This is a genomic window from Amycolatopsis sp. CA-211722 (genome assembly GCF_056828465.1).
Genome location: NZ_CP184752.1, coordinates 1,401,639 through 1,424,478, shown reverse-complemented (window position 1 = coordinate 1,424,478; position 22,840 = coordinate 1,401,639). Strand labels below are relative to the sequence as shown.

Sequence of the window (22,840 nt, the reverse complement as noted above, 5' to 3'; positions counted from 1 at the left end):
CCCGGCAACGGGCGAAGGGTGGTACGCGATGGCGGAGCAGCGCACCCGGTCCACACTGGACCGGTTCTTCAAGATCAGCGAGCGCGGCTCGACACCGGGGCGGGAGATCCGCGGCGGGGTCGTCACCTTCTTCACGATGGCCTACATCGTGGTGCTGAATCCGCTGATCCTCGGCAGTTTCTCCGCCGAAGACGCGGGAGCGCACAAGGACGTCCTCGGCAACATCCTCCCCGTGCCGCAGGTCGCCGCGGTGACCGCGCTGGTCGCCGGGGTGCTGACGATCGTCATGGGCCTGGTCGCGAACTATCCGTTCGCCATCGCCACCGGTCTCGGTATCAACAGCCTGATCGCGGTCACCTTCGCCTCCCAGATGACCTGGCCCGAGGCGATGGGCCTGGTGGTGATCGAAGGTCTGGTCATCGTCCTGCTGGTGTTCGCCGGTATCCGCACGGCGGTGTTCAACGCCGTGCCGCCGCCGCTGAAATCCGCGATCGCGGTCGGCATCGGCCTGTTCATCTGCCTGATCGGCCTGGTCGACGCCGGCTTCGTCCGCCGCGTCCCGGACGACGCGAAGACGACCGTGCCGGTCGGGCTGGGCATCAACGGTTCGATCGCGTCGTGGCCGACGCTGGTGTTCGTCGTCGGCCTGCTGATCACCGGGATCCTGGTGGCGAAGCGGGTCAAGGGCGCGATCCTGATCGGTGTCCTGGCCTCGACCGTGCTGGCGATCGTCATCGAGGCGATCACCAAGGTCGGCCCCTCGAAGGGCGTCAACCCGCAGGGCTGGAACCTCGGCTACCCGGCGCTGCCGGATCAGGTCCTGGGCATACCGGACCTTTCGCTGGTCGGTGACATCTCCTTCGGCGCCTGGACGCGGCTGCCGATCATCACCGTCGTGCTGCTGGTGTTCACCCTGGTGCTGGCCGACTTCTTCGACACCATGGGCTCGATGACCGGCCTGGCGAAGGAGGGCGGGCTGCTCCCGGCGGACGGCAAGCTCCCGAACGTCGGCAAGGCGTTGTTCGTCGACGGCACCGCCGCGGTGGCGGGCGGCTTCGCGTCTTCGAGTTCGAACACCGTCTTCGTCGAGTCCGCGTCCGGTATCGCCGAGGGCGCCAGGACCGGCCTCGCGAACGTCGTCACCGGGGTGCTGTTCATCGCGGCCATGTTCCTGACCCCGCTGTATCAGGTGGTGCCGGTCGAGGCCGCCGCTCCGGCGCTGGTCGTCGTCGGCGCGCTGATGATGAGCCAGGTCAAGGAGATCGACTTCTCCGACTTCACCATCGCGCTGCCCGCGTTCCTGACGATCGTGGTCATGCCGTTCACCTACTCGATCGCCAACGGCATCGGCGCCGGCTTCGTCAGCTACGTCGTGCTCCGCGCGGTCTCCGGCCGGGCGAAGGGCATCCACCCGCTCATGTGGGCCATCGCGGCCATGTTCGTGGCCTACTTCGCGGTCGGCCCGATCCAAGCCGCGTTCAGCTGACCAGCGGTTATGTCAGCCGTGGGCGATCTCACGGGCCGATGATCCGATCGTGAGGTATGCTAACTATATGTCCGGAGACACGCACGAGCGCTCACTGGCGAGCCGCCTGCGTCTCGCGGTGGTGCGGCTGAATCGACGGCTACGGGCCCAGCGTGCCGGCGACGGTATCTCGCTGACCCAGGTGTCCGCGTTGTCGACGCTGCACAAATGCGGTGCGCTGACCCCCGGTCAGCTCGCCGCGAAGGAAGGCGTCCAGCCTCCCTCGATGACGAGGGTGATCGCCGCGCTCGAAGAGATGGGTTACGTCGAGCGCAGGCCGCATCCGACGGACGGCCGCCAGGCCATCGTCGAACTGTCCGACCGCGGCCGGGCCTACGTGATCGAGCAGATCACCGCGCGGGAGATCTGGCTGGACAAGCAATTGGCGGAGTTGAGCGCCGAAGAACGTGAAGTGCTCTCTCGCGCCTCCGAGATCATCGACAGGATGGCGGGGAACTAACAGCGGTGACGACCACGGGTAGCGAAACACAGTGTCCTTCCAAGACCACCGCTACCCGGGAACCCGCTCCACCGCCCCCTCCAGCCCGCGAGAAGCCGCGCGGGAGCATGTTCTCCTCACTGAAGGTCCGTAACTACCGGCTCTTCTTCACCGGCCAGGTCATCTCGAACATCGGCACCTGGATGCAGCGCATCGCCCAGGACTGGCTGGTGTTCACCCTCAGCGGCAACGACCCGATCGCGCTCGGCATCGCGGTCGCGCTGCAGTTCGCGCCGACGCTGTTCCTCTCGCTGTGGGCGGGCGTGCTCGCCGACCGCGTCGACAAGCGGCGGCTGCTGATCGGCATCCAGATCGCCGTGCTGGCGCAGGCGGTCGTGCTCGGCGCGCTCGATCTGAGCGGGATCGCGGCGCTCTGGCACGTCTACCTGCTCTGCTTCACCCTCGGTGTGACGGCGTCGCTGGAAGTGCCCGCGCGGCAGTCGTTCGTCGCCGAGATGGTCGGCAGGGACAAGGTCACCAACGCCGTCGCGCTCAACTCCTCGATCTTCAACATGGCCCGGATCGTCGGCCCGGCCATCGCGGGTTTCGCGATCACCTGGGTCGGCACCGGCTGGTTGTTCATGGCGAACGCGGTGAGCACGGGCGCCGTCATCGCCGCGCTGGTGATGATGAACCCGGACAAGCTCTTCCGCGGCCCGGCCATCCCGCGTGAGAAGGGGCAGCTCGTCGAGGGGCTGCGCTACGTGCGGCGGCGCAGCGACCTGATGACCGTGATGGTGCTGGTGTTCTTCGTGAGCACGTTCGGCATCACGTACTTCACGTCGCTGCCGATCGTCGCCGCGAACGTCTTCCACACCGACGCCGACGGCTACGGCCTGCTGTCGACGCTGGTCGCCGTCGGCACCTTCACCGGAGCGCTGATGTCGGCCCGCCGCAACACCCGCGGTGGTCCCCGCGTGCGGTTGCTGCTGATCTCGGCGTTCCTGCTCGGCGCGTTCGAGGTGATCACCGCGTTCATGCCGACGTACCTGAGCTTCGGCCTCGCGCTGATCCCGCTCGGCTTCGCCACGATCACCTTCCTGAACACGGCGAACGCGCTGGTGCAGACCGCGGTCAGCCCGGAGATGCGCGGCCGCGTGATGGGCCTGTACGTGCTGGTGCTGATCGGCGGCAACCCCATCGGCGGACCGATGACCGGCTGGATGGCCGACGCCTTCGGCGGCCGCTCGCCGTTCTACATCGGTGGCGCGGTCTCGGCGCTCGCCGCGATAGCCTGTGCCGTCGTGCTGATCCGGCGCGGCGGGGTGAGCCTGCCGGTGCGGCGGTTCGGCAATGGGCTGCGCGTGCTGAAGCGGGAGCGGGTGTGAACAAGCTCGGCGTCGAACCTTCGGTGACCCGGTGGACCGACGGCGAGGCCCGGTTTTTCGATTGGACGATCGACGGTGTCGCGCTGCGCTCGATGGTTTCTGAGATGCCGGAGCAGCAGACACCGCTGTTCCTGGACGACGATGTGTGGCGCGAGGCCGCTGTCGAGACACTTCGCCGCCTGCTGGGTGAACTGCCGGGCGATTTCGACGACGGCCGGGTGGCGCTGCTGGTGTGCCCGGCGTGCGGTGACCTCGGCTGTGGCGCGTACAGCGTCGAGGTCGTCTTCGGCGACGACGTGGTCGAATGGCGGCACTTCGGCTGGCAAACCGACTACGAGCCGTTCGACGACCCTGAGGAGTACCGGTTCACCGGTGCCCGTTTCGAGCGGACGGCGTACGAGACGCTGCTCGGCGACCTGCTGTCGAAATACCGGGCCTAGCGGCCGAGCAGCGGCGGCACCATCTTCTCGGCGAGGGCCACGAGATCGCCGGTGCCCTTGAACTTGAGCGTCTGCCCGGCCGGATCGTCGGTGAGCTGCACGAAGACCCCTCGTCCGTCGACTTGGGCGGGCCGCCCGGCGATCGTCGTGGTCGGGGCGACGGCGGTGGACAGCTCGCTGTAGTCCGCGGTCACGCCGTTCAGCTCGCAGGCGGCGAAGAAGTTCGGCTTCGCGTTGTCCGGCGGCACACCGAGCGCGCGGCCGAGTTCTCCGCACAGCAGCCACGAGATCACCGGGAGCGGCTTGTCCTTGATCGGGCCGGGTTCGGTCTTCTCCAGGGCGATCTCGCCGTCCTCGCCGGTTTTCGGCAACTTCGGCCCCGGCGGCATCGCACCGGCGATCAGCGCTTCGGCGAGGGCCCTTGCCTTCTTTTCGGTTTCGGGGCTCTCGACGAGCCTGCCGCGGAGCGAAATGTGCAGTACCGGCGAGGCGCCGATGTGCGGCGCGACCTCGACGAGTTCGACGCCCAGGGTGGTGCCGTCCTTGTCCGTGGCGATGACCGCGAGCTTGCCGGCGACCGTGGTCTTCGTGGGCAGACCGCGGCTCGTGTCTTCCGGCAGCGCGGGGGCCATCTGCGTGCTGACGTCGAGCTCCGCGGTGACCGCGTGACAGGACTGGCCGGCCTCACGAAGCGTGCGACCGCCGAGGATCTCCTCCCAGCGCTGCTCCGGGATCGCCTGGCACAGCACCTGCGCGGCGGTTTCGTCCGTCAGGGCGGCCACCATCTCGCCCGTCGGCATCACGACCGGACGGAGCTCCTGCCCGGGCTTGGAAGGCCAGACTTCGGGGAGCTTCGCCTCGGTACCGGTGTCGTCCCGGCTCAGCAGGGTGATCGCGACGAAGATGCCCACGCCGAACAGCAGCAGGACACTGACGAGCGCGCAGCCCGCCCAGATCCACATCGGACGGTCGGTCTTGCGCGCGATGGCTCGGTAGTCGTTCGGGGTGGCCACGGGGTGAAGCTAGCCCGTCGGGCGCCGCCTGTCCGGCGAAACGCCAACCCGATGGGCGGATCCGCGGAGGTGGGTCTTCGGGGAGGGTTGCGGTAGACTTCGAGCAGCGCTGGTTAGTAAACCGGCGAAGTGGACCCGGCAGCCTTCCGGACGGTGGGTGGGCCGGGTTTCGCGTATCCGGACTTATACGGTTCTGATCTCTTCCGCCATTTCCCTCACGCGGGTCTTCCAGTGGCCGCCACGCTGCCAGCACCAGGCGAGAGCGTCCGGTACGGCCAGCAGCGGTTCTTCGAAGGCACGTAGATGCCGGTATTCGAGAGTTTCGTGGCATCCGTGCCGTCGGACAGAGCGATACAGCGTCTTCCTGTCCAGTTCCACTATCGATTCGTCGCTTTCCAGGACCAGCATCCGTGTCCCGGCGCTCGCGAGGTCCTCGACGAGGGCGTCGAGACAGGCTTCGCGCTGACGACGTCGATGATGCGCTGAAGCGTCGTAGATCGTCACCGTCGGCCCGAGACCGGCGATGGTGTCCAGGATCCGTTTCAGGCGTCCGTCGTTCTCGTGGGTGAAATGCAGACGCCGTTGCCCGGGAAGCACCAGACCGCGTATAGCGCGCCGGGCGGACGTGAGGTCGCCTGAAAGCAGCGCGGCGGCCGTCACCAAGTAGCCGCGCTCTTTGCTTTCGTCGACGAACACGTGGCTGGTCATCCGTGCATTGTTCCGGGGAGGGCCGACAAGTCGATCATCGACCGAGAGTGACGCCCTTGCGCGCGGGCAAAGCTCCCCTCTCGCGGGGACGACGAAGCAACGCCGGAGGGAACCGATCCGGTGCCGCTCAGAAGACACATGGGGCAAGTGCGCCGTCACCCGGACGGGTGAGATCGGCATCTCTCCGCCGAACCCCTTGTCGGGGTAGATGAGGTTAGGCTAACCTCATACATGTCCGCTTCGTGGTGGGAGCGGCAGTCAGTTCGGGAACGGACGAAGCCCCGCAACCGGGTCACCCCCGGAGGCGGGGCTTCGTTCATTCCGGAAGGTTCATGGTCGATGACGGCGCCGGTCAGGTCAAGGCACCCGGTCGAGGGCGATCCCGAACTCCTTCCGATAGGCGTCCAGGATCTCCTGATCACCCGAAAGCCTGGTCTCCTCGCGGACGTCATGGGTGGTGACGATCAGCTTGTCACCCGCCAGCGTGACCCGACCGTGCTTGGCCGGCAGCGAGCAGGTCGGCCCCCGCGTGAAATGCGAGTCCGGCGACGTCGACTGCCAGAACGCCGTCGGGGTGAATTCGTCCAGAGCCCGCGGCCGCCGCTCGATCCGATACTGCGGGGCCCCGTCGAGCAGGACGTCGATGTCGCCGTAGGGCGCGTCGAGGATCAGGAACTCACCCTCCGGGTCGGCCTGCGCCTCGGTGGCGGACAGCCGCAGCGGGAACCGGCTGAACCGGCCGAAGCCGACGTCGGCCAGCCACGGTTCGTCCAGCTCGACGTGGACGACGGCGTGATCGAAGGGCGGCCCGAGGGTGCCGTCCGGCCGGAACACCTTCGCCGACCTCAGCCCGGCGTCGAACCCCAGTTCGCGCAGCAAGGCGGCGAAGAGCCCGTTCAGCTCGTAACAGAACCCACCACGGCGACGGAGCACGATCTTGCCGAACAACGCCTCGGTGTCCAGGACGACCGGTTCGCCGAGGTGGATGCTCAGGTTCTCGAACGGCACCACCGCGAGGTGGCGCTCCTGCAGCGTCCGCAGCGCGGTGACGTCCGCGGTGGCGGGGCGGTCGAGCCCGAGTCGGTCGAGGTATGCGGCGACGTCCATGCGTCCACCTTGACATCTCGACTTGGCTGGAGGTCAAGATGCGAAAACGGGGCCCTCCGTGAAGGAGAGCCCCGCTTCGTGGCGAGAAGTCAGCCGAGCAGCAGGCCGTTGCCACCGGCGACGGCGTTGTCGAACCGCTTGGAGATCTCGGCCCAGTTGAAGATGTTCCAGAGCGCCTTGACGTAGTCCGGCTTCACGTTCTTGTAGTCCAGGTAGAACGCGTGCTCCCACACGTCGACCAGCAGGATCGGCGTGGTCGGCAGGACCAGGTTGTTGTGGTGGTCACGCAGCTGCTGGGTGATCAGCGTCTTGCCGATCGGGTCCCAGGAGAGCGCGGCCCAGCCGTTGCCCTGGATGGTGGTGGCGACCGCGGTGAACTGCGCCTTGAACTTGTCGAAGGAGCCGAACGCCTCGTCGATCGCGGAGGCCAGCTCGCCGGTCGGCTTGTCGCCGCCTTCCGGGGAGAGGATCTTCCACCACACGACGTGGTTGGCGTGCCCGGCGAGGTGGAACGCCAGCGTGGTCTGCAGGCCGACGATGTCACCGAAGTTGCCGGCCTCGCGGGCCTCGGCGATCTTGTCGAGCGTGTCGTTCGCGCCCTTGACGTAGGTCGCGTGGTGCTTGCTGTGGTGCAGCTCGTTGATCTCGCCGGAGATGTGCGGCGCCAGGGCGCCGTAGTCGTAGTCGAGTTCCGGGAGCACGTAGCGGGCCATCGGCCCTCCTTCTGTCTTCGACACAAGTTTCCAAGGACGAACTTAGTCGTCTTCACCCGTTTGCGGCGACCGGGGGCGCCGCGTTTCTCCCCAGGTGGAACGACCCGTTCGTAGCGGCTGTACCCGGTGGGGCCACCGCCTGAAACCCACCCTGCTAGCTCCAGTTAGCTGGAGGTCAAGGCGATGTGACGGCGGTCATCAAGCCAGGTAGGGCAGCCCGACCAGGTGATAGGAGGCGAGCACTCCGAGGAAGGCGAGCAGGGCCACGGAAACCACCGTGTAGGTGATCCTGGCGGGGGTGTTCCACCAGCCGCGGACCCAGGCGAGCACCGTGCAGACGACGGCGGCGCCGGTCAGGAGCAGGACGACGTTCGGCAGGAGCAAGGTGACGCTCAGCAAGGGCGAGTGCCCGGACGTCAGCGCCACGGCGGCGGCGCTCAGATCGCTCATGAGCACGCCGAAGCCGGCCGTGAACAGTGCGACGGCCAGCGCCGCGGACCAGGCCGCGACCGTCGCGAACCGGGCGGCCGACGGGTTCCGCTCCCGGCCGCGCCGGACGAGCGCGCGGATCGGCCACCACACCAGCGCGCCCAGCAGGAGCACCAGCGCGACGCCGAGGGTCAGCAGGTGCGTGGACGGCGATCCGAGCCAGGACGTGCGTTCGTAGGAGGAATTCGGGTCGTCGCCCGCGAAGAGCAGCATCCGCCCGCCGGATTCGCGGAACGCGAGCCGCTCACCGGCCGCGTCGGTGAACAGCCCCGGCTCCGTCTGCGTCCATCGCCGGGTTCCCTCGCCGAGGCCGGACGTCGTCAGGACGCCGTCGCCGTCGGCGGTCACCGTGACGCCGCCCGCGAGCGCACGCACCTTCGTGAAGCTGTCGTAGTCCAGCCGGGTGTTGCCGTAGCTGCCTTCGAACCGCGAGACATCACCCGGGAGGGGCACGGGTGCGGGGACGGGAGCGGCGGGCTGGAGCCGCTCGACGAAGGCTTTGAGCACCTCGGCGGTCACCGCGGCGGCGTCGCCGGAGAAGGCGCCGCCGTTGAACGCCAGGTACACGCCGGTGTTCCTCTCGGGGATCAGTTCCAGCACGCTGAAGAATCCCGGCGAGTCACCGGTCTTCTCCACCATGCGCAGGCCGTTCAGGTATCGCTCGGAGAAGCCGAACCCCATCGCGGGCAGCCGCGGGTCGTTGCGGAACCGCGCGCCGTGCAGCTGGTCGAGCAAGGAGCGGCTGAACACGCCGGGGACGAGGTTCGCGGACAGGTAGCGGCCCATGTCGGCCGGAGTGGCGAGGTTCCCGTCACCGGCGGGCGGTTCGGGGCCGAAGTTGGCGGGCGGGACGACCTGCGCGGAGCCGTCCCAGCGGTACCCGCTCGCCAGCGGAACGTCCGGGGTGGGCTGGGCGACGCTGCTGTCCTTCATGCCCGCCGGTTCGAAGATGTGCTGCCGCACGTAGTCCGCATAGGACTGTCCGGACGCGAGTTCCACGAGATGCCCGGCCAGTGCGAAACCGTAGTTCGAGTAGATGGCGGCCTCGCCGGGCGGGCGGACGCGGGTGGGCATCTCGTTCGCGAGGTGTTCCGCGAGCGCGGGAAGTACCTCGTCCCGCGGCGTGAACATCCGGTACACACGGTCCTCGAAACCGGCGGTGTGGGTCAGCAGGGAGAACAGGGTGACCGGACGACCGGGGAAGGTTTCGGGGATCTTGAACGCTTTCAGGTACGTGTTGACGTCGGCGTCCAACGCGAGCTTGCCCTGTTCGACGAGCTGCATCGCGGCGGTCGCGGCGATCGACTTGCCGACGGAGTTGATCAGGAACCCCGTGCGCTCGGGGTCCACCTTGGCCTGAGTGTCCACTGAGGACACTCCGTAGCCCGCCGAGAACACGGTCTTCCCGCCTTCGACGACCACCACGGCGGCACCGGGAATGTGGTGCTCGGCAAGGCTTCGCGGAAGTAGCTCGTCGAAGACGCCGGCGGGTGTCGCGGCTTGGGCGGCGGGAGCGGTCAAGGCCGTCGCGACGGTCAGCAGGGCGGCGGTGGCCGCGATTCGGAACATACCCCGAAAGTTAGGGATTTCCCCGGGGAGAAGGGATCCGGCGGACCGCCGATCGCGGGGTGGGGCCTGCCCTACCCCGCGACCGGCCCGCCATCAGGAGAAGGAGACCGGGATGAAGACGTCCGAATTCCGGTCGTTCGAGGCGAAGTGATCGCGACGCGAGATGATCGCGCAGGTCACCGAGGGGTTCGAGCAGTCCAGACCGGAGCCGACCTCGGCGATCCGGATCTGCGTGGTGAAGGTGCCGTTCGAGGCGATCGGCGAGGTGCCGCCGGGGAAGTTGGTGACCCAGGCGGACGGGCCGACGCCGGTGCCGCCCTGGCCGTCGCCGCCCGCGCAGGGGCTCGGTTTGGTGCCGTAGCTGTAATCCTCGGGCACGGCGCAGAGCGCGACGTAGTAGCCCTCGGCGGAGCTGAAGCCGCTGCCCGTGACGGTGATGGTCTCGCCGGCGGCGGCGAGACCGGTGGCGTTGGAGGCGGAGAGGGTCTTGCCGTTGTGGGTCGCACTGCCCGGCGCGGCCGACGCCGGGGCCGCGAGCGCGGTGACGGCCGCGGTCGCGGCGGTCGTGACCACTGCGGCGCGGAGCAGGACCGATCTCTTCGACATGAAGGTTCCCTTCGATCACAAGGAGATTACAGCCTTAGGTGAGGCTTACCTATCCATCGGTAAATATGGTTAGCCTTGCCTAATGTTGTCAAGGGGGTTGCTGCCCACGGTCGTTGTGCTCCTCGCCATCGTTGTCACCGCGTGCTCGACACCGCCGTTGTCGACCACGAAAGCCGTCGGCACCGGCGCCGACCTTCGTCCGCTGTCGCAGGTCAAGCCCTTGGTGGACCCCAAGAATCACGCCGGGCCGACCACCGCGCGGCTCACGCGCGCGGACATCACCGGCGAGAAACCGGCTGCTCAGCGGCTCCCGGCGACCGTCACCGATCACCAAGGCACCCAGGTCACCGTGACCGACACGAGCCGGATCCTCGCCTTCGACATGTCCGGCACCCTCGCCGCGACCGTCTTCGGGCTCGGCCTCGGCGGCAATGTCGTCGGGCGCGACGTCTCGACCGGTTTCCCGTCGGCCAAGGAGCTGCCGCTGGTCACCGTGAACGGCCACCGGCTCAACGCCGAGGCGATCCTGGCGCTGCGGCCGACCGTGGTGATCACCGACACGACGCTGGGCCCTTGGGACGCCGTGCTGCAGTTGCGCGCGTCCGGGGTGCCCGTGGTCGTCGTCGACTCGAAGCGTTCGATGGAGAACGTCGGCGACATCGTCCGGCAGGTCGCCGCCGCGCTCGGCGTTCCCGAAGCGGGCGAAAGCCTCGCCGCCAGGCTCGCGGCCGACGTCGACGCGAAGAAAGCGGAGATCGCGAAGCTCGCCCCGAGCGATCCGAGCCGCAAGCTCCGCGTCGTCTTCTTGTACCTGCGCGGGCAAGCGGGCGTGTATCACCTGTTCGGCAAGGGATCCGGCGCCGACTCGCTGATCCGGGCGCTCGGCGCGGTCGACGTCGCCACCGAGGCGGGTATCGAGGGCATGCGCCCGGTCAACCCGGAGGCGCTGGCCAAGACCGCGCCCGACGTGATCCTCATGATGACCAAGGGGCTCGAATCCGTCGGCGGGGTCGACGGCGCGCTCCAAGTGCCCGGTGTGGCGCAAACGCCCGCCGGTCGGCACCGCCGCGTCGTCGACATGGCGGACTCGCAGATCCTGAGCTTCGGACCGCTCACCGCCGGCGTGCTCGACGCGCTGGCGCGGGCCCTCTACGCACCGGACGACGCCGGATGAACCGCGGATTCAAGGTGACGGCGGTCTTCGCCGTGCTCGTGGCCGGTGTCGCCGCGATCTCGCTCGTCTCCGCGGGCAGCGGGCAGTACGGCATTCCGCTGTCGCAGGTCTTCGATTCGGTGCTGCACCGGCTCGGGCTGCCGGAACCGCCGCTGGACCCGTTCGCCGAGGGCGCGCTGTGGCAGGTCCGGTTCCCGCGCGTGGTGATGACGTTGCTGGTCGGCGGGGTGCTCGGCGTCTGTGGCGCGTTGATGCAGGGGGTGTTCGGCAACCCGCTCGCCGAACCGGCCGTGGTCGGTGTCTCGTCCGGCGCGGCCGTCGGCGCGAGTCTGTCCATTGTGGCCGGTTGGACGTTCTTCGGTGCCTTCACCACGCCTGCGCTGGGGTTCGCGGGCGGGCTCGTCACCACGCTGCTCGTCTACCTGCTTTCGCGGTCGGGCGGGCGCTCCGAGGTGGTCACGCTGATCCTGACCGGGGTCGCGGTCAACGCGGTCGCGATGGCGATCATCTCGTTCCTGATGTTCTCCGCGGATCAGGCCGCCCGCGAACAGATCGTGTTCTGGCAACTGGGTTCCCTGGCGGGTGCACGCTGGCCGTACGTGGTGACGGTGCTGCCGCTGGTCGCCGCCGGCGTCGTCGTGTCGATCGCGCTGGCACGGAAACTCGATCTCCTCGCGCTCGGGGAGCGGCAGGCCAGGCATCTCGGAGTGGACGTCGAGAAGCTGCGGATCGGCGCGGTGGTGGTCGTCGCGCTGATGGCGGCCGCGGCCGTTTCCTACTCGGGGATCATCGGTTTCGTCGGCCTGATCGTGCCGCACGGGCTGCGGATGCTGCTCGGTCCGGGGCATCGAGTGCTGATCCCGGCGAGCCTCTTCGGCGGCGCGTTGCTGCTGGCCGCGGCCGATCTCGGCGCCAGAACCCTGTTCACCTACGCCGATCTGCCGATCGGCATGCTGACCGCGCTCGTCGGCGGCCCGTTCTTCTTCTGGCTGCTCCTGCGCACCCGGCGGCGTTCGGGAGGGTGGGCGTGAACGGTGCCGAACTCGACCACGTTTCCTATACGGTCGAAGGAAAGACGCTGCTTCGCGAAGTATCGCTGCAGGTGCGCTCGGGCGAGGTCCTCGTGATCGTCGGACCGAATGGCGCGGGCAAGTCGACCACACTCGGGCTGCTCGCCGGAGACCTTCGCCCGGATTCGGGGCGCGTCCTCGTCGCCGGAGCCGAACTCGGTGCCTGGAGCGGGATCGAACTCGCGCGACGGCGCGCGGTCCTGCTCCAGCAGAACACGGTGACCTTCCCGTTCACTGTCGCCGAGGTCGTGCGGATGGGCCGGACCCCTTGGCGGGGAACGGAAGCCGAGGATTTCGACGACACGGAGACCGCGGCCGCGCTGAAGGCGACCGGGATGACCGAATTCGCCGAACGCCGGTTCACCACGTTGTCCGGCGGCGAGCAGGCGCGGGCCGCGCTTTCGCGGGTGCTCGCGCAGCGGGCGGGGATCCTGCTGCTCGACGAACCCACCGCCGCGCTGGATCTCGCGCACAGCGAGGAAGTCCTCACGCTCGCGAGGGCACGGGCCGAGGCGGGGGACGCGGTGCTCGTCGTCCTGCACGACCTCGGGCTCGCCGCCGCGTACGCGGACCGGGTCGCGGTGCTGTCCGAGGGACGGCTCGCCGCCGTGGGCACGCCCGCCGAGGTGCTGACGGAGTCGTTGCTCAGCGAGGTCTACCGGCATCCCGTGGAGGTCCTGACCCATCCCCGCACGGGGAAACCGATCGTCCTTCCCCACCGAGAGGCCGAGGAGCGCCGATGAAACAGCTGATGAGAGTGGCCGTCGCAGCCGGGCTGCTCATGATCGCCGTCCCCTTGCCCGCCTCCGCCGCGGGCGCGACCGTGACGTTCTCGCCGGGCTCAGCCGATCCGGAGTACGCGACCTCGTTGCAGGTCAAGGGAACCGGATTCCAGTCCGTGCCGAAGGGACACGGCGGGATCTATCTGCTGTTCGGCTGGGTCGCCGACGGCGCCTGGCAGCCGAGCCAAGGTGGCGCTGCCGGTGAGACCTACCGGTACGTCAAGGACAGGGAGACCAAGGACAACAACGGCTTCCAGCGGTTCCTGGCCTTTCCCGGCAGTGACACCGGGTCGGCGGCCAACGGCGAGCTCGCCGCGAACGGGACGTGGTCGGCGACGCTGGTGATCCCCGGCGCGCGGTTCAAGGCCGCCGACCGCGCCGGGAAGATCGTCGACGTCGACTGTCTCAAGGTCCGATGTGGACTGATCACGGTCGGCGCGCACGGCGTGGTCAACGCGAACAACGAGACCTTCACGCCGGTGACGTTCGCGGTGCCGAAGGCGCCCACGACCCAGGCCGTCGCTCCTCCGCCTCCTTCGTCTTCGGCTCCGCCGCCAGCCTCCAGTGCGGCGCCGTCGTCCTCTTCGGCGCCGCTTGTGTCCACTGTGGAATCCACTGAACCCGTTCCGGTCGCCAAGCCCGCCGCGCAGAGCGGGGAATCCGGTTCGTGGTGGTGGATCGCCGTCGTGGCGGGTGTGGTGCTGATCGCCGCGCTCGCCGTCCCCCTGATCCGGGCCCGCGAGCGGACCCGCAACGCGGAAGGTGAATGAAGTGTCCTTGCGAAGATGGGGTGCCGTGCTGGCGGGCGCCGCGCTGGTGGCCGGAGCCGCCGTCACCCCGGCGCTCGCCGCCGATCCGTTCACACCCAAGGTGACCGTGGCACCGAGCGCGGACCTCGATCCGGCGGGTACGAAGATCGTCGTCAAGGGCACCGGTTTCGATCCGGCCGCCAACGACGGAAAGGGCTTCGGCCTGCGCGTGGGCCCGGCGAAGGCTGACGTCCGCGACCGGACGGGTAAGGACTTCCAGGTCAGCCGTCTGATCAAGAAGGGCGCCGTCGGCAGCCAGATCCCGCTGGACGACAACGGGAACTGGGAGTATTCGGTCACCGTCAAGGCCGAGTACGTCGCGGGCGGGACGACCTACAGCGCGAAGACGCAGCCGTTCAGCGTCTTCGTCTTCGGCTGGGACACGCCGGTGCTCACGTGGGACAGCACGACACCGTTGAAGTTCGCCGAAGCGGGCGACCCCGCGACCGGGCTCGCTTGGGGCCTGCGGCATTCCTGGCGGAACTACATCACCCGGGGCGGCGGCACCGTGACGCCGTCGAACGGTGCGACGCTGGACACCGCGGCGCCGAACGTCGAGCCGTACCCGTACAAGTGGAGGTACGGATCGTCCACAGGGGATTCCGGCAAGGGTTCGGTCTCGTACACCGGCCAGGTCACGTACATCTTCGAGGCGCATACGATCTGGGACTTCACCATCGCCGACCCGAGGATCACCTTCGGCGGCGACGGCACCGGGACGCTCACCGCGAAGGTCGGCTATGCCTTCTACGGGACCAAAACCGCGCCGGAGAAGGTACGGGCGCCGTCCGACGTCGTGCTGGCGGATCTCAAGCTGAAGGCTCCGGCGCAGACGGGGGACAACGTCGCCGTCGACATCGAGTCGGCGAAACTGACCGCCGCGGGCGCCGCCGCGTTCGCCGACTTCTACAAGGCGGGCGAGGCGCTCGACACCGGGCGGCTCGTCTTCCCCGGCAAGAGCGGCCCGGCTCCGACGTCGAGCACGGTGCCTTCGAGTTCGGCACCGCCCACGACGACGACCTCCTCCTCGGCGCCGTGCGTGCTCACCCCGGATTCGGTGAAACAGGGGAACCTGTTGTGGGGCTTCAAGCAGAGCTTCCGCCGCTACGTCGGGATCGGATCGGGCACGTCGATCACCGCCTCGGACGGTGTCGAGTTCACCGACGTCGACAAGATCGACGGGACGGGGCCGCCGAGCGGCGCCTATCGATGGGGCTTCGACAGCGCTCAGTACAGGTCGGCGACCGAGTTCACGACCCAGTTCCGGGGCAAGGTGACCTTCGCTTACCCGGCTCACTCCTTCGAGTTGTCGATCGGACGGCCGAAAGTGGTCGTGGCGCAGGGGAAGGGCAAGCTCTACGCCGACGTCGAACTGAAGACGACCAGTGGGGCGCCGTCGCCGCCGATCGACCAGCCGGGTGTCGAGCTCGCTTCGCTGGACCTCGCGGCGGCGAAGACGACCGAAGGGGCCGGGGCGCTGAGCGTCGCCGGGATCAAGGTCACCTTGGGTAACGCGGAGGCGTTCGCGAAGTTCTACAAGGTCGGCGAGGCGCTCGACGAGGCGACGGTGAGCCTGGGTGCCTCGTGTGCTCATCTGCCGGGGCCCGGTGCGTCCGGGCCTGGTGCCGGTGCCGGGCCGGGTGCCGCCGATGATCTGGTGCCGGACGTGAAGTACCGGCCGGATTCGGCGCTGGCGTCCACCGGTGCCGACAGCGGAGTCTGGCTGTTGTGGGGTCTGGTGCTGCTGGGCGCCGGGCTCGCTTTGGTGCTGGTGGTGCGGCGGCGGACCGCGTCGGGTCAGCGGCCCTGAATGTCATGAAAGGGCCGTTCAGGACATGTTTCGTCCTGAACGGCCCTTTCATGACATAGGGAGAGCGGAGGTCAGGCGGCCCGGTACGCGTCCAGCTCGCTCGCCAGCTCGTCGAACACCGCGATGTTGCACTCGAAGGCCACGATGGCCTCCTCGATCAGCCGCGCGCGCTCGTCCTCGGTCCACGGTGCCGCGTTCAGCTGCTCGCGGTAGTTGTCCCGGAACTTGGGCGCGCTGCCCAGCTGGTCGAAGTGGTAGAACAGCGAACCCGCTTCGGTGAGCTCGTACTTGCGCTCCAGCAGCCGCCGGATGACCTGGCCGCCGGCGATGTCGCCGAGGTAGCGCGTGTAGTGGTGGGCGACGAACCCGCCCGACCAGTCCGACGCCTCGGCCACGCGTCGCGCGTAGCGCTCCGTCGAGGGCAGCGGCCGGATGGTGTCGCGCCAGCCCGGGCCGACGAGGTGTGCGAGATCGCGTTCGAGGCTCGGCAGCCGCCGCAGCTCCTCGAAGACGAACTTGCCGGCCACCGGGTCCTTCGCCAGCTTGTCGGCGGCCTGCTCGATGGCCTGGTAGATGAAGTAGTACTGGATCGCCAGCCGGGTGTACCCGTCGCGCGTGAGCTCGCCGCCGAGCAGCGCGTTCATGTACTCGGAGTGGTTGGCCCGCTCGTGGGCGGGCAGGGTGGAGGCGCGCAGGGTCGCGGAGAACGGCCCGGATTCGACGTCGGTGGTCACCGGCATGGACAGAGCCTCCAAGCATCGATCTGACATGCTGTCAGAAAGAGCGTAAGGCACAACCTCGGGTTAGGCTACCCTAATTTTTCGATTCGCCGGTCATCCCGACCGCTCTGAGCACGAAGCGGACGGCTCCCTCGATCGCTTCGTCCAGCCGTTCGGGTGGCACGTCGACGACCTGACGGCTGCCCAGCGCGGCGGTGATCATCGGGATCACAACGTCGGGATCCTCGTCCGGCACCCCCTCGGCGAGGATCTCGCGCAGCTGGCCGGTGATGGGATCGGCGTGCGCGCTGATCCGCCGGTACGCGGCGGGTGCCAGCGCCGACGCGAGCGCCGTTCCCGGCGGCAGGTGGTACTCGGCCAGCACCCGCAGCTGGAGCCGGACGAACGTCGAAAGCTTCTCGACCGGCGTGTCCGCGGTCGCGACCGCCGCCGTCAGCCTTTCGACGTACCGCGTCGCCTCGTCCTCGACGAAGGCGACCAGCAGGCTTTCCTTGTCCGGGAAGTGGTTGTACATCGCCGTGCGGCCGAGGCCGGCTTCGGCGGCGACCCCCGCGAGCGTGATCGCGTCGAATCCGCGCTCGTACAGCTGCCCGCGCAGGACGTCGAACACCCTGCTGCGGACCTCGCGCCGGTGCTCCTCCAGCGACCGGCCGATGATCTTGGGCACGAGCCACCTCCCTGGAGGAAGACTCTAAGCCTCCAGCGACCAGGTGTGCACCGGCGTCTCGGTGGCGGACAGCTCCAGGTACCGGCCCAGCATCCGATGCAGCGCGGTCTCCCGTTCGGCGCCGCGCTCCTCCGCGCGCAGGACGTACTCCCGCTGCCACGCCGCGCCGGTCCGCCGGGTGAGGCACCGTTGCTCGATGATGCCCAGGTAGCGCTCTCTCGCTTCGTCCGAAACGTCCGATCGGCGTAGTCCCTCGTGCGCCAGCGGCAGCAGGACCCGCAGCACCAGCTCGTCCGGCGGGATCCAGCCGATCCCCGGCCAGTACAGCTGCGCGTCGAAACCCCGGCGCGCCCCCGCGTACATGTTCTCTTCGGCCGCCTGGAACGACATCTGTGTCCACACTGGACGGTCGGCTTCGGCGAGCGCCCGTTGCGCGCCGTAGAAGAACGCGGCGTTCGCGACCATGTCGACGACGGTCGGGCCCGCGGGCAGCACCCGGTTCTCCACCCGCAGATGCGGCAGGCCGTCGACGACGTCGTAGACCGGCCGGTTCCAGCGCCAGACGGTGCCGTTGTGCATCCGCAGTTCGGTGAGCTTCGGGGCCTGCCCGGAGTCGAGCGCCTCGATCGGGTCTTCGCGGTCGGTCTCGGGAAGCAGGCCGGGGAAGTAGCGGACGTTCTCCTCGAACAGGTCGAAGATCGACGTGATCCACCGCTCGCCGAACCACACCCTCGGCCGCACGCCCTGGTTCTTCAGCTCTTCGGGCCGGGTGTCCGTGGCCTGCAGGAACAGCGGGATCCGCGTCTCGTGCCAGAGAGCCTTGCCGAGCAGGAAAGGCGAGTTCGCGCCGACCGCGATCTGGACCCCGGCCAGCGCCTGCGCCGCGTTCCAGTGCGCCGCGAACTCCTCCGGCGCGACCTGCAGATGCAGCTGGACCGACGTGCAGGCGGCCTCGGGCAGGATGGATTCGGAGTAGCTGCGCAGCCGCTCGGGCTGGCGTCCGGGGAGCGGCGCGCCCTCCATCGAGAGCACGGTGCGCTCGCCGCGCGCGGCGAAGATCCGGTCGTTGAGCAGTGAATACCGGGCGTTGTTGGTCAGCCACTTCTGGTCGAAGTGCTCGTGCCGCAACGTCGGGAGGATGCCGATCATCGCCAGCGAGGCGCCGGATTCCTCGGCCTTGCGCGAAGCGGCGCCCAGATACGCGTGGAGGTCGTCCTCCAGTTGCAGCGCGGACTCGCCGGCCAGCGGCCGCGGCGGCACGTTGAGCTCCAGGTTGTGCTGGCCGAGTTCGGTGGTGAACGACGGATCGTTCAGCGCTTCGAGCACCGTCGTGTTCGTCATCGACGGGCGCAGCTGGCCGTCGACGAGGTTGAGTTCGACTTCGAGGCCGATGTTCTTGCGCGGGAAGGAAAAACTTCCGTCGGTGAGCATCCGGGCCAGGGTGTCGAGGCAGCGCTGTACCTTCCGGCGATAGCGGCCGCGATCCTGCGGCTCGGAGGGGTCCGCCGAAAGATTCTTACCCATGTTCGTCGAGCTCCTCATTGGCCACGCTCCGCGGGATCCAGGCGGGACTGCCAGGCGGCCCAACGGTTTCACGCCTCGCAGCCGCCCGGCTAGCGGCCAAACTGGTGCTCTCTGTCACGAGGGGTTAACTGACAGCAAAATACGTCCATTCGTACCATTTACCCGTCGACGATCGGACGCAAACGGCGCGCAGCGGGCGGATGACACACTCTCCGGGTGGCAGAACTGATCACCATCGACGATCGCGACGACCCGCGGCTCGACGATTTCCGCGACTTGTCCACAGCCGATCGGCGTCCCGACAGACCGGGTGGGCGGGGCTTCGTGATCGCCGAGGGCACCGTCGTGGTCGAGCGGCTGCTCAAGTCCCGCTATCCGGTCCGCTCGCTGCTCGGGGTGGAACGGCGATTCCATGAACTGGGCGCTGACCTGGACGGCGTCGACGTCCCGGGTTACGTGACTTCGGCCGAAACGATGGCCGAGGTGGTCGGCTTCCACCTGAATCGCGGCATCCTGGCCGTCGCGGACCGGCCGTCTCCGCCGCCGGCGGTGGAGGAGGTCATCGACGGCGCGCGGGTGCTCGCGGTGCTCGAAGGCGTCGGCGACCACGAGAATCTCGGTTCGCTGTTCCGCAACGCGGCCGCGCTGGGCGTCGACGGCGTCCTGCTCGGTGCCGGCTGCTCGGATCCGCTGTACCGGCGCAGTGTCCGGGTCTCGATGGGGCACGTCCTGCGCGTGCCGTTCGCGACCTTCGGAACCTGGCCCGCCGACCTCGAACTGCTGCGGCAACGCGGTTTCCGTATCGCGGCCCTCACCCCGCGTGCGGATTCCGTCTCGCTGCGCCAGTTACGCGACCAGACACCGGAGAAGGTCGCGCTGATGCTCGGCGCGGAAGGCCCGGGCCTGACCGAGGAGGCCATCGCCGCCGCCGACGTCGCGGTGCGGATCCCGATGCCGGAAGGCGTCGATTCGCTGAATGTCGCCACGGCGGGCGCGATCGCGTTCTACGAGACGCGTCCACCGCTATCGTGAGCACCCGGGCGAGCACGAGGAGAAGCCATGGAATTGCGGATCCGTGAGGGACGCGCGGTGCTGGCCGGTCCGGGCGGCGAAAGCGCGCGCGAGGTGGACCCGCATTCGCTCGCGATCGGTTCGGATCTCGCTCAGGCGTTGCACGAATGGGCCAGGGTCGCCTCCGCCGTCGGCGGCTCCGGCACCGAGGCGGCGTCCGTGGTCTCGCAGCGAGGCCGGCAGCTCGCCCAGCGGGTCGCCGCCACGATGGGCACGTCGGTGCGGTTCGTCGATCCCGTCTCCGGCGCCCGGGTCATGATCGACCCGCCCGCCCCCACGCCCCGCAACGAACTCGCGCGGCGGCTCTTCGGCACGCCGGACCCCGCCGGGGAACCGACGCCGTGGCTCACCGGGCTGACCGTCTCCGCGTTCGCCGCGGCGTTGGTCGTCGTGGCGATGCTGGCGCTGGCGAACACCCTCGCGCGCGAGACCAACGGCTGGCTCGCGCTGCTCGCGTCCGCCGTCGTGACCGCCGGGATCGCGCCGTCGCTGTGGCTCGCGCGACGGGTGCCGATCGTGCGGTGGGCGTCGTTCGGCGCGGCCGCGGGGATCGTGATCGCGTGGATCGGCGTGCTGGTCGTCGTCTTCTAGAGATCGAAGACGGTGTCGGCCGGCTCGTCGTGGTCGTCCTCGACGGGTTCCGGCCGCGGCGTTGTCTCTCCGGTCAGCGCCCGCCGGATGGTCGCCGTGATGACCTCGCCGAGCGCGCTCGCGCTCGACGCCATCGCCTTGTCGGTGAGCCGGACTTCGCTGATCACCCCACCGGGGCCGACGGCCACCGTCACCGTCTCGTCGGGTGAGGTCACCTCGGTCACGCCACCCGACGCGGCGAGCGCCTTGGCGTTCTCGGCCTTGCGCGCCTCGATCTCGCGCAGCTGCCAGCGCATTTCCTCGATCAGCTGGGGATTGCTGAGTTCCGCCATGGTCATTCCTCCGTGGTGCCAGGGCGAAGGCTGTGCGCCACGCGGGACGCGGCCTCGGCGATCGCGGGCCACCCCGCCTCGGATTCGGCGGCGACCACCAGGACGGCCAGGAACTCGCTGCCGGGCAGCGGGATCTGGTACTCCACCTTGGCTTGAGCGCGCACGATCTCCGTGGGGCGGCCGGTGAACTCGGGCGGCAGCCGGTACTCGCCCGCCACGACGGCGGCCATCGCCGGACCGATCGGCAGCCGGATCACCCGGGCGTCGGCACGCGGGTGCTTCCTCCGGTAGACGTCCAGCAAGGCGCCGGCGACCGCGTTGCGCCGCAGGGTCAGCATCTCCGGATCCGCGTCCGGCCAGCGCAGCACGGCCAGCGACAACGTGGCGAGGTACTCGGGGCCGTCGCCCGCGGCGAACTTGCCGAACACGCGGACTCCGTTCGCCTTCAGCTCGGGAGTCAGCGCCATCAACGCGGCGGCGAAGTCCTCGGTGGACCGCCCTGCGTGGGCGGCGGCCTTCTCCCCGACGGCCAGTGCGGCTCGCGCGTTCATCGTGTCGTCGCCGGTCACCGGCATCCCGGTGAAGCCGGGCGGCAGGTCGATCCGGAGCCCGGTCGCGTCCATCAGCTCCACGCCTTGTCTTCCGCACGCTCTCGGGCGTTCTTGCGATCCTCGTCCGCGCCCTGCTCGATGGCGTTGCCCATGGCCATCGCGGCCAGCGGCGCGCCGCCGAAGATGATCGACGAACCGGCGACGGCCCACTGGGCGCCGTCCTTCGGGACCCAGTAGTTCTTGAAGTCGTCGATCGGGCCCTCGAACTTGCGTCCTTGGATCTCACCCGCGGTGTCCATGCCGGTCTGGACGCCGAGAGCGCCGTAACCGGCGAGCCCGGCGGCGGTGGCTATCTTGGTCGCCGCGGCGGAATTGCCGGGGATGAGCCCTGCCAACGAGGTCGCCGCACCTATCGCGTCGAAGGTCAGGGTCTCGGGCGCGACGTCCGCGCCCGCCTTCTTCGCCACGAAATGCCCGCCCAAGGCCGTCAGTCCGAAACCCGCGGCGACGATGCTGGTGATCTCCCCGACGGGAGGCGGGATGACATCGCTGGCGATGCCGAGCAGATTGCCGATGTCGCCCATGACGTCGGACACCTTGGACAGCGTCTCGGCGTTGTCCTGCACGACGTCCCACGCCGCGTCCACGAGGTCGGCGGTCGTGTTCACGAGGTCCGTGACGACCCCGGTGACCGCGTCGACGACGTCGTCCAGCAGATCGGGCTCGTCGGGAGCGAGCTCTTTCGCCTTCCGGAGCAGGTCCGCGACCCGGGCGGCGGCCGAAGTGTGCTGTTCGAGCAGCCTCTTCGCGGCTTCCTGGATTTCCGTGCAGCCGTCGATGGCCGCTTGGAGCTGCCGTCCGGCGTTGTCGAGAAGCGCCTGCGCGATCTGCAAGGACTCCTGGTCGGTGAACGTCCGGTTGGCCAGCGCGAAGTCGGGATTGGTCCGTGCCTGTTCGGCCGCTCGGGCGGCGGCCTTGGCCTGCCGCTCGAGGTCGGCGGCTTGGCGCTGCATCTCACCGAGGTCGTGTGTCCAGCCTTCGAGGGCGTACGCGGCTTGCGCCATCGACCGCGCCGCGCCGTCGAGGTACTCGGGCAGCGGCCCCAGGCGCCGGGCGAAGGCCTCACTGGCCTCGCCGGTCCAGATTCCCTGCTTCGTGACGATCTGGCGCAGCATGGTGTCGGCCTCCGCGAGGTCCCGGCTGACCGCGCGGTACTTCCCGGCCAGGTCGCCGACGCCGCCGACATCGCCGGGAGCGGGGTCGAAGCCGAGCGCGGGGTACTGGTCGCCGGTCACCGGCCACCTCCGAGGATGTCGGTGATCCCTCCGGTGTAGCCGCCACCGACCGGGCCGCCGTCGTCGCCCAGCGGAAACCGTGGTGACGGGCCGGGGCCACCGGAGCCGCCGGGGATCAGCTCCGCGAACTTGTCCAGGTCGCCGCCGAACTCTTCTTCCATCTTCTGGTACTTCTGCTGGGCCTTCTTCAGCCTTTCGGTGACGCCTTCCGCGGCCTCGCCCAGCCTGCCGATACCGAATTCCCAGGCTTCCTCGAAGTCCATTCCGGTTTTCGCGAGATCCTCGTTGCCCAGCGCGCCCCAGGCGCCGCCACCGGCGAGTTTCTTGTTCGCGTCCGCCATCCGGCCGGCGCCGGTTTCCAGATCACCGATGAGCTTTCCCAGCTCGGCGATCTTCACCGTGTACCCGCTCATGTTCCCCCCTTTTT

The 22,840-nt window shown here is 68.9% G+C and carries 24 protein-coding genes; 11 read left to right on the top strand and 13 right to left on the bottom strand.

Features of this window, described 5'->3' with window-relative positions; genetic code table 11:
- The first annotated feature begins 28 nt into the window (after positions 1–28).
- The 4 genes from ACOCEP_RS07030 (at position 29) to ACOCEP_RS07015 (ending at position 3,792) form a co-directional block, all read left to right on the top strand.
- The gene (locus tag ACOCEP_RS07030) at positions 29–1,486 is read left to right on the top strand and encodes an NCS2 family permease (protein WP_482336412.1); all 1,458 of its coding nucleotides are present in this window, start codon (positions 29–31) and stop codon (positions 1,484–1,486) included.
- A gap of 67 nt (positions 1,487–1,553) precedes the next feature.
- On the top strand, positions 1,554–1,985 hold the full coding sequence (locus tag ACOCEP_RS07025; RefSeq protein ID WP_016337543.1) for a MarR family winged helix-turn-helix transcriptional regulator: 432 nt from the start codon (positions 1,554–1,556) through the stop codon (positions 1,983–1,985).
- Between the two features lie 107 nt (positions 1,986–2,092).
- Complete coding sequence (locus tag ACOCEP_RS07020) at positions 2,093–3,352, top strand: MFS transporter (RefSeq protein WP_482336411.1); 1,260 nt, start codon at positions 2,093–2,095, stop codon at positions 3,350–3,352.
- Positions 3,349–3,792 (top strand): hypothetical protein, encoded by a 444-nt coding sequence (locus ACOCEP_RS07015; RefSeq protein WP_482336410.1) that lies wholly within the window; start codon positions 3,349–3,351, stop codon positions 3,790–3,792. The genes ACOCEP_RS07020 and ACOCEP_RS07015 overlap by 4 nt, the downstream gene beginning before the upstream one ends.
- On the opposite strand, the gene ACOCEP_RS07010 is transcribed toward ACOCEP_RS07015, so the two are convergent.
- From ACOCEP_RS07010 to ACOCEP_RS06985, 6 genes are all read right to left on the bottom strand, one after another.
- Complete coding sequence (locus tag ACOCEP_RS07010) at positions 3,789–4,805, bottom strand: hypothetical protein (RefSeq protein WP_482336409.1); 1,017 nt, start codon at positions 4,803–4,805, stop codon at positions 3,789–3,791. The two genes, ACOCEP_RS07015 and ACOCEP_RS07010, sit on opposite strands and share 4 nt — an antisense overlap.
- 183 nt (positions 4,806–4,988) lie before the next feature.
- The gene (locus ACOCEP_RS07005) at positions 4,989–5,501 is read right to left on the bottom strand and encodes a hypothetical protein (protein WP_482336408.1); all 513 of its coding nucleotides are present in this window, start codon (positions 5,499–5,501) and stop codon (positions 4,989–4,991) included.
- A gap of 369 nt (positions 5,502–5,870) precedes the next feature.
- Positions 5,871–6,620, bottom strand: a complete 750-nt coding sequence (locus ACOCEP_RS07000) for an arylamine N-acetyltransferase family protein (protein ID WP_482336407.1) — start codon at positions 6,618–6,620, stop codon at positions 5,871–5,873.
- Positions 6,621–6,709: 89 nt separating this feature from the next.
- Positions 6,710–7,333, bottom strand: coding sequence for a superoxide dismutase (locus ACOCEP_RS06995; protein WP_126730446.1), 624 nt, complete (start codon positions 7,331–7,333; stop codon positions 6,710–6,712).
- Positions 7,334–7,531: 198 nt separating this feature from the next.
- The gene (locus tag ACOCEP_RS06990; RefSeq protein ID WP_482336406.1) at positions 7,532–9,391 is read right to left on the bottom strand and encodes a serine hydrolase domain-containing protein; all 1,860 of its coding nucleotides are present in this window, start codon (positions 9,389–9,391) and stop codon (positions 7,532–7,534) included.
- Positions 9,392–9,484: 93 nt separating this feature from the next.
- Positions 9,485–9,997 (bottom strand): hypothetical protein, encoded by a 513-nt coding sequence (locus tag ACOCEP_RS06985; protein WP_482336405.1) that lies wholly within the window; start codon positions 9,995–9,997, stop codon positions 9,485–9,487.
- 82 nt (positions 9,998–10,079) lie between these two features.
- Here ACOCEP_RS06985 and ACOCEP_RS06980 point away from each other — a divergent pair, with 82 nt between their 5' ends.
- The 5 genes from ACOCEP_RS06980 to ACOCEP_RS06960 are packed head-to-tail and all read left to right on the top strand — an operon-like array spanning position 10,080 to position 15,642.
- Positions 10,080–11,171: a heme/hemin ABC transporter substrate-binding protein gene (locus ACOCEP_RS06980; RefSeq protein ID WP_482336404.1), complete on the top strand. Its 1,092-nt coding sequence runs from the start codon at positions 10,080–10,082 to the stop codon at positions 11,169–11,171.
- A complete protein-coding gene (locus ACOCEP_RS06975; protein ID WP_482336402.1) occupies positions 11,168–12,202 on the top strand; it encodes a FecCD family ABC transporter permease in 1,035 nt (344 codons plus the stop codon). The genes ACOCEP_RS06980 and ACOCEP_RS06975 overlap by 4 nt, the downstream gene beginning before the upstream one ends.
- Positions 12,199–12,984, top strand: a complete 786-nt coding sequence (locus tag ACOCEP_RS06970; RefSeq protein ID WP_482336401.1) for a heme ABC transporter ATP-binding protein — start codon at positions 12,199–12,201, stop codon at positions 12,982–12,984. Before ACOCEP_RS06975 ends, ACOCEP_RS06970 begins: the two co-directional genes overlap by 4 nt.
- Positions 12,981–13,793: a hypothetical protein gene (locus tag ACOCEP_RS06965; protein ID WP_482336400.1), complete on the top strand. Its 813-nt coding sequence runs from the start codon at positions 12,981–12,983 to the stop codon at positions 13,791–13,793. The genes ACOCEP_RS06970 and ACOCEP_RS06965 overlap by 4 nt, the downstream gene beginning before the upstream one ends.
- A 1-nt stretch (position 13,794) precedes the next feature.
- Positions 13,795–15,642, top strand: a complete 1,848-nt coding sequence (locus tag ACOCEP_RS06960; protein WP_482336399.1) for an HtaA domain-containing protein — start codon at positions 13,795–13,797, stop codon at positions 15,640–15,642.
- 71 nt (positions 15,643–15,713) lie between these two features.
- Here ACOCEP_RS06960 and ACOCEP_RS06955 read toward each other — a convergent pair whose 3' ends face one another.
- The 3 genes from ACOCEP_RS06955 to ACOCEP_RS06945 all read right to left on the bottom strand — a co-directional run bounded on the left by ACOCEP_RS06955 (position 15,714) and on the right by ACOCEP_RS06945 (position 18,573).
- Positions 15,714–16,382 (bottom strand): biliverdin-producing heme oxygenase, encoded by a 669-nt coding sequence (locus ACOCEP_RS06955; protein ID WP_482336398.1) that lies wholly within the window; start codon positions 16,380–16,382, stop codon positions 15,714–15,716.
- A 73-nt stretch (positions 16,383–16,455) separates the two neighbouring features.
- Positions 16,456–17,049 carry a TetR/AcrR family transcriptional regulator gene (locus tag ACOCEP_RS06950; protein WP_482336397.1) on the bottom strand — a complete coding sequence of 198 codons (594 nt, stop codon included), beginning with the start codon at positions 17,047–17,049 and terminating at the stop codon, positions 16,456–16,458.
- 24 nt (positions 17,050–17,073) lie between these two features.
- Positions 17,074–18,573, bottom strand: coding sequence for a glutamate-cysteine ligase family protein (locus ACOCEP_RS06945; RefSeq protein ID WP_482336396.1), 1,500 nt, complete (start codon positions 18,571–18,573; stop codon positions 17,074–17,076).
- A 216-nt stretch (positions 18,574–18,789) separates the two neighbouring features.
- Between ACOCEP_RS06945 and ACOCEP_RS06940 the strand changes: the two genes are divergently transcribed.
- Together ACOCEP_RS06940 and ACOCEP_RS06935 are read left to right on the top strand one after the other, a co-directional pair.
- Positions 18,790–19,605 carry a TrmH family RNA methyltransferase gene (locus ACOCEP_RS06940; protein WP_482336395.1) on the top strand — a complete coding sequence of 272 codons (816 nt, stop codon included), beginning with the start codon at positions 18,790–18,792 and terminating at the stop codon, positions 19,603–19,605.
- Positions 19,606–19,632: 27 nt separating this feature from the next.
- Positions 19,633–20,235, top strand: coding sequence for a DUF2537 domain-containing protein (locus tag ACOCEP_RS06935; protein ID WP_482336393.1), 603 nt, complete (start codon positions 19,633–19,635; stop codon positions 20,233–20,235).
- On the opposite strand, the gene ACOCEP_RS06930 is transcribed toward ACOCEP_RS06935, so the two are convergent.
- Genes ACOCEP_RS06930 through ACOCEP_RS06915 form a run of 4 tightly spaced genes read right to left on the bottom strand, consistent with a single transcriptional unit; the run spans position 20,232 to position 22,826 of the window.
- Positions 20,232–20,567: a YbaB/EbfC family DNA-binding protein gene (locus ACOCEP_RS06930; protein ID WP_482336392.1), complete on the bottom strand. Its 336-nt coding sequence runs from the start codon at positions 20,565–20,567 to the stop codon at positions 20,232–20,234. The genes ACOCEP_RS06935 and ACOCEP_RS06930 overlap by 4 nt on opposite strands.
- Positions 20,568–20,569: 2 nt before the next feature.
- Positions 20,570–21,190, bottom strand: coding sequence for a hypothetical protein (locus tag ACOCEP_RS06925; RefSeq protein WP_482339628.1), 621 nt, complete (start codon positions 21,188–21,190; stop codon positions 20,570–20,572).
- On the bottom strand, positions 21,190–22,413 hold the full coding sequence (locus ACOCEP_RS06920) for a putative T7SS-secreted protein (RefSeq protein ID WP_482336391.1): 1,224 nt from the start codon (positions 22,411–22,413) through the stop codon (positions 21,190–21,192). Before ACOCEP_RS06920 ends, ACOCEP_RS06925 begins: the two co-directional genes overlap by 1 nt.
- On the bottom strand, positions 22,410–22,826 hold the full coding sequence (locus tag ACOCEP_RS06915; protein ID WP_482336390.1) for a hypothetical protein: 417 nt from the start codon (positions 22,824–22,826) through the stop codon (positions 22,410–22,412). Before ACOCEP_RS06915 ends, ACOCEP_RS06920 begins: the two co-directional genes overlap by 4 nt.
- Positions 22,827–22,840: the final 14 nt, after the last annotated feature.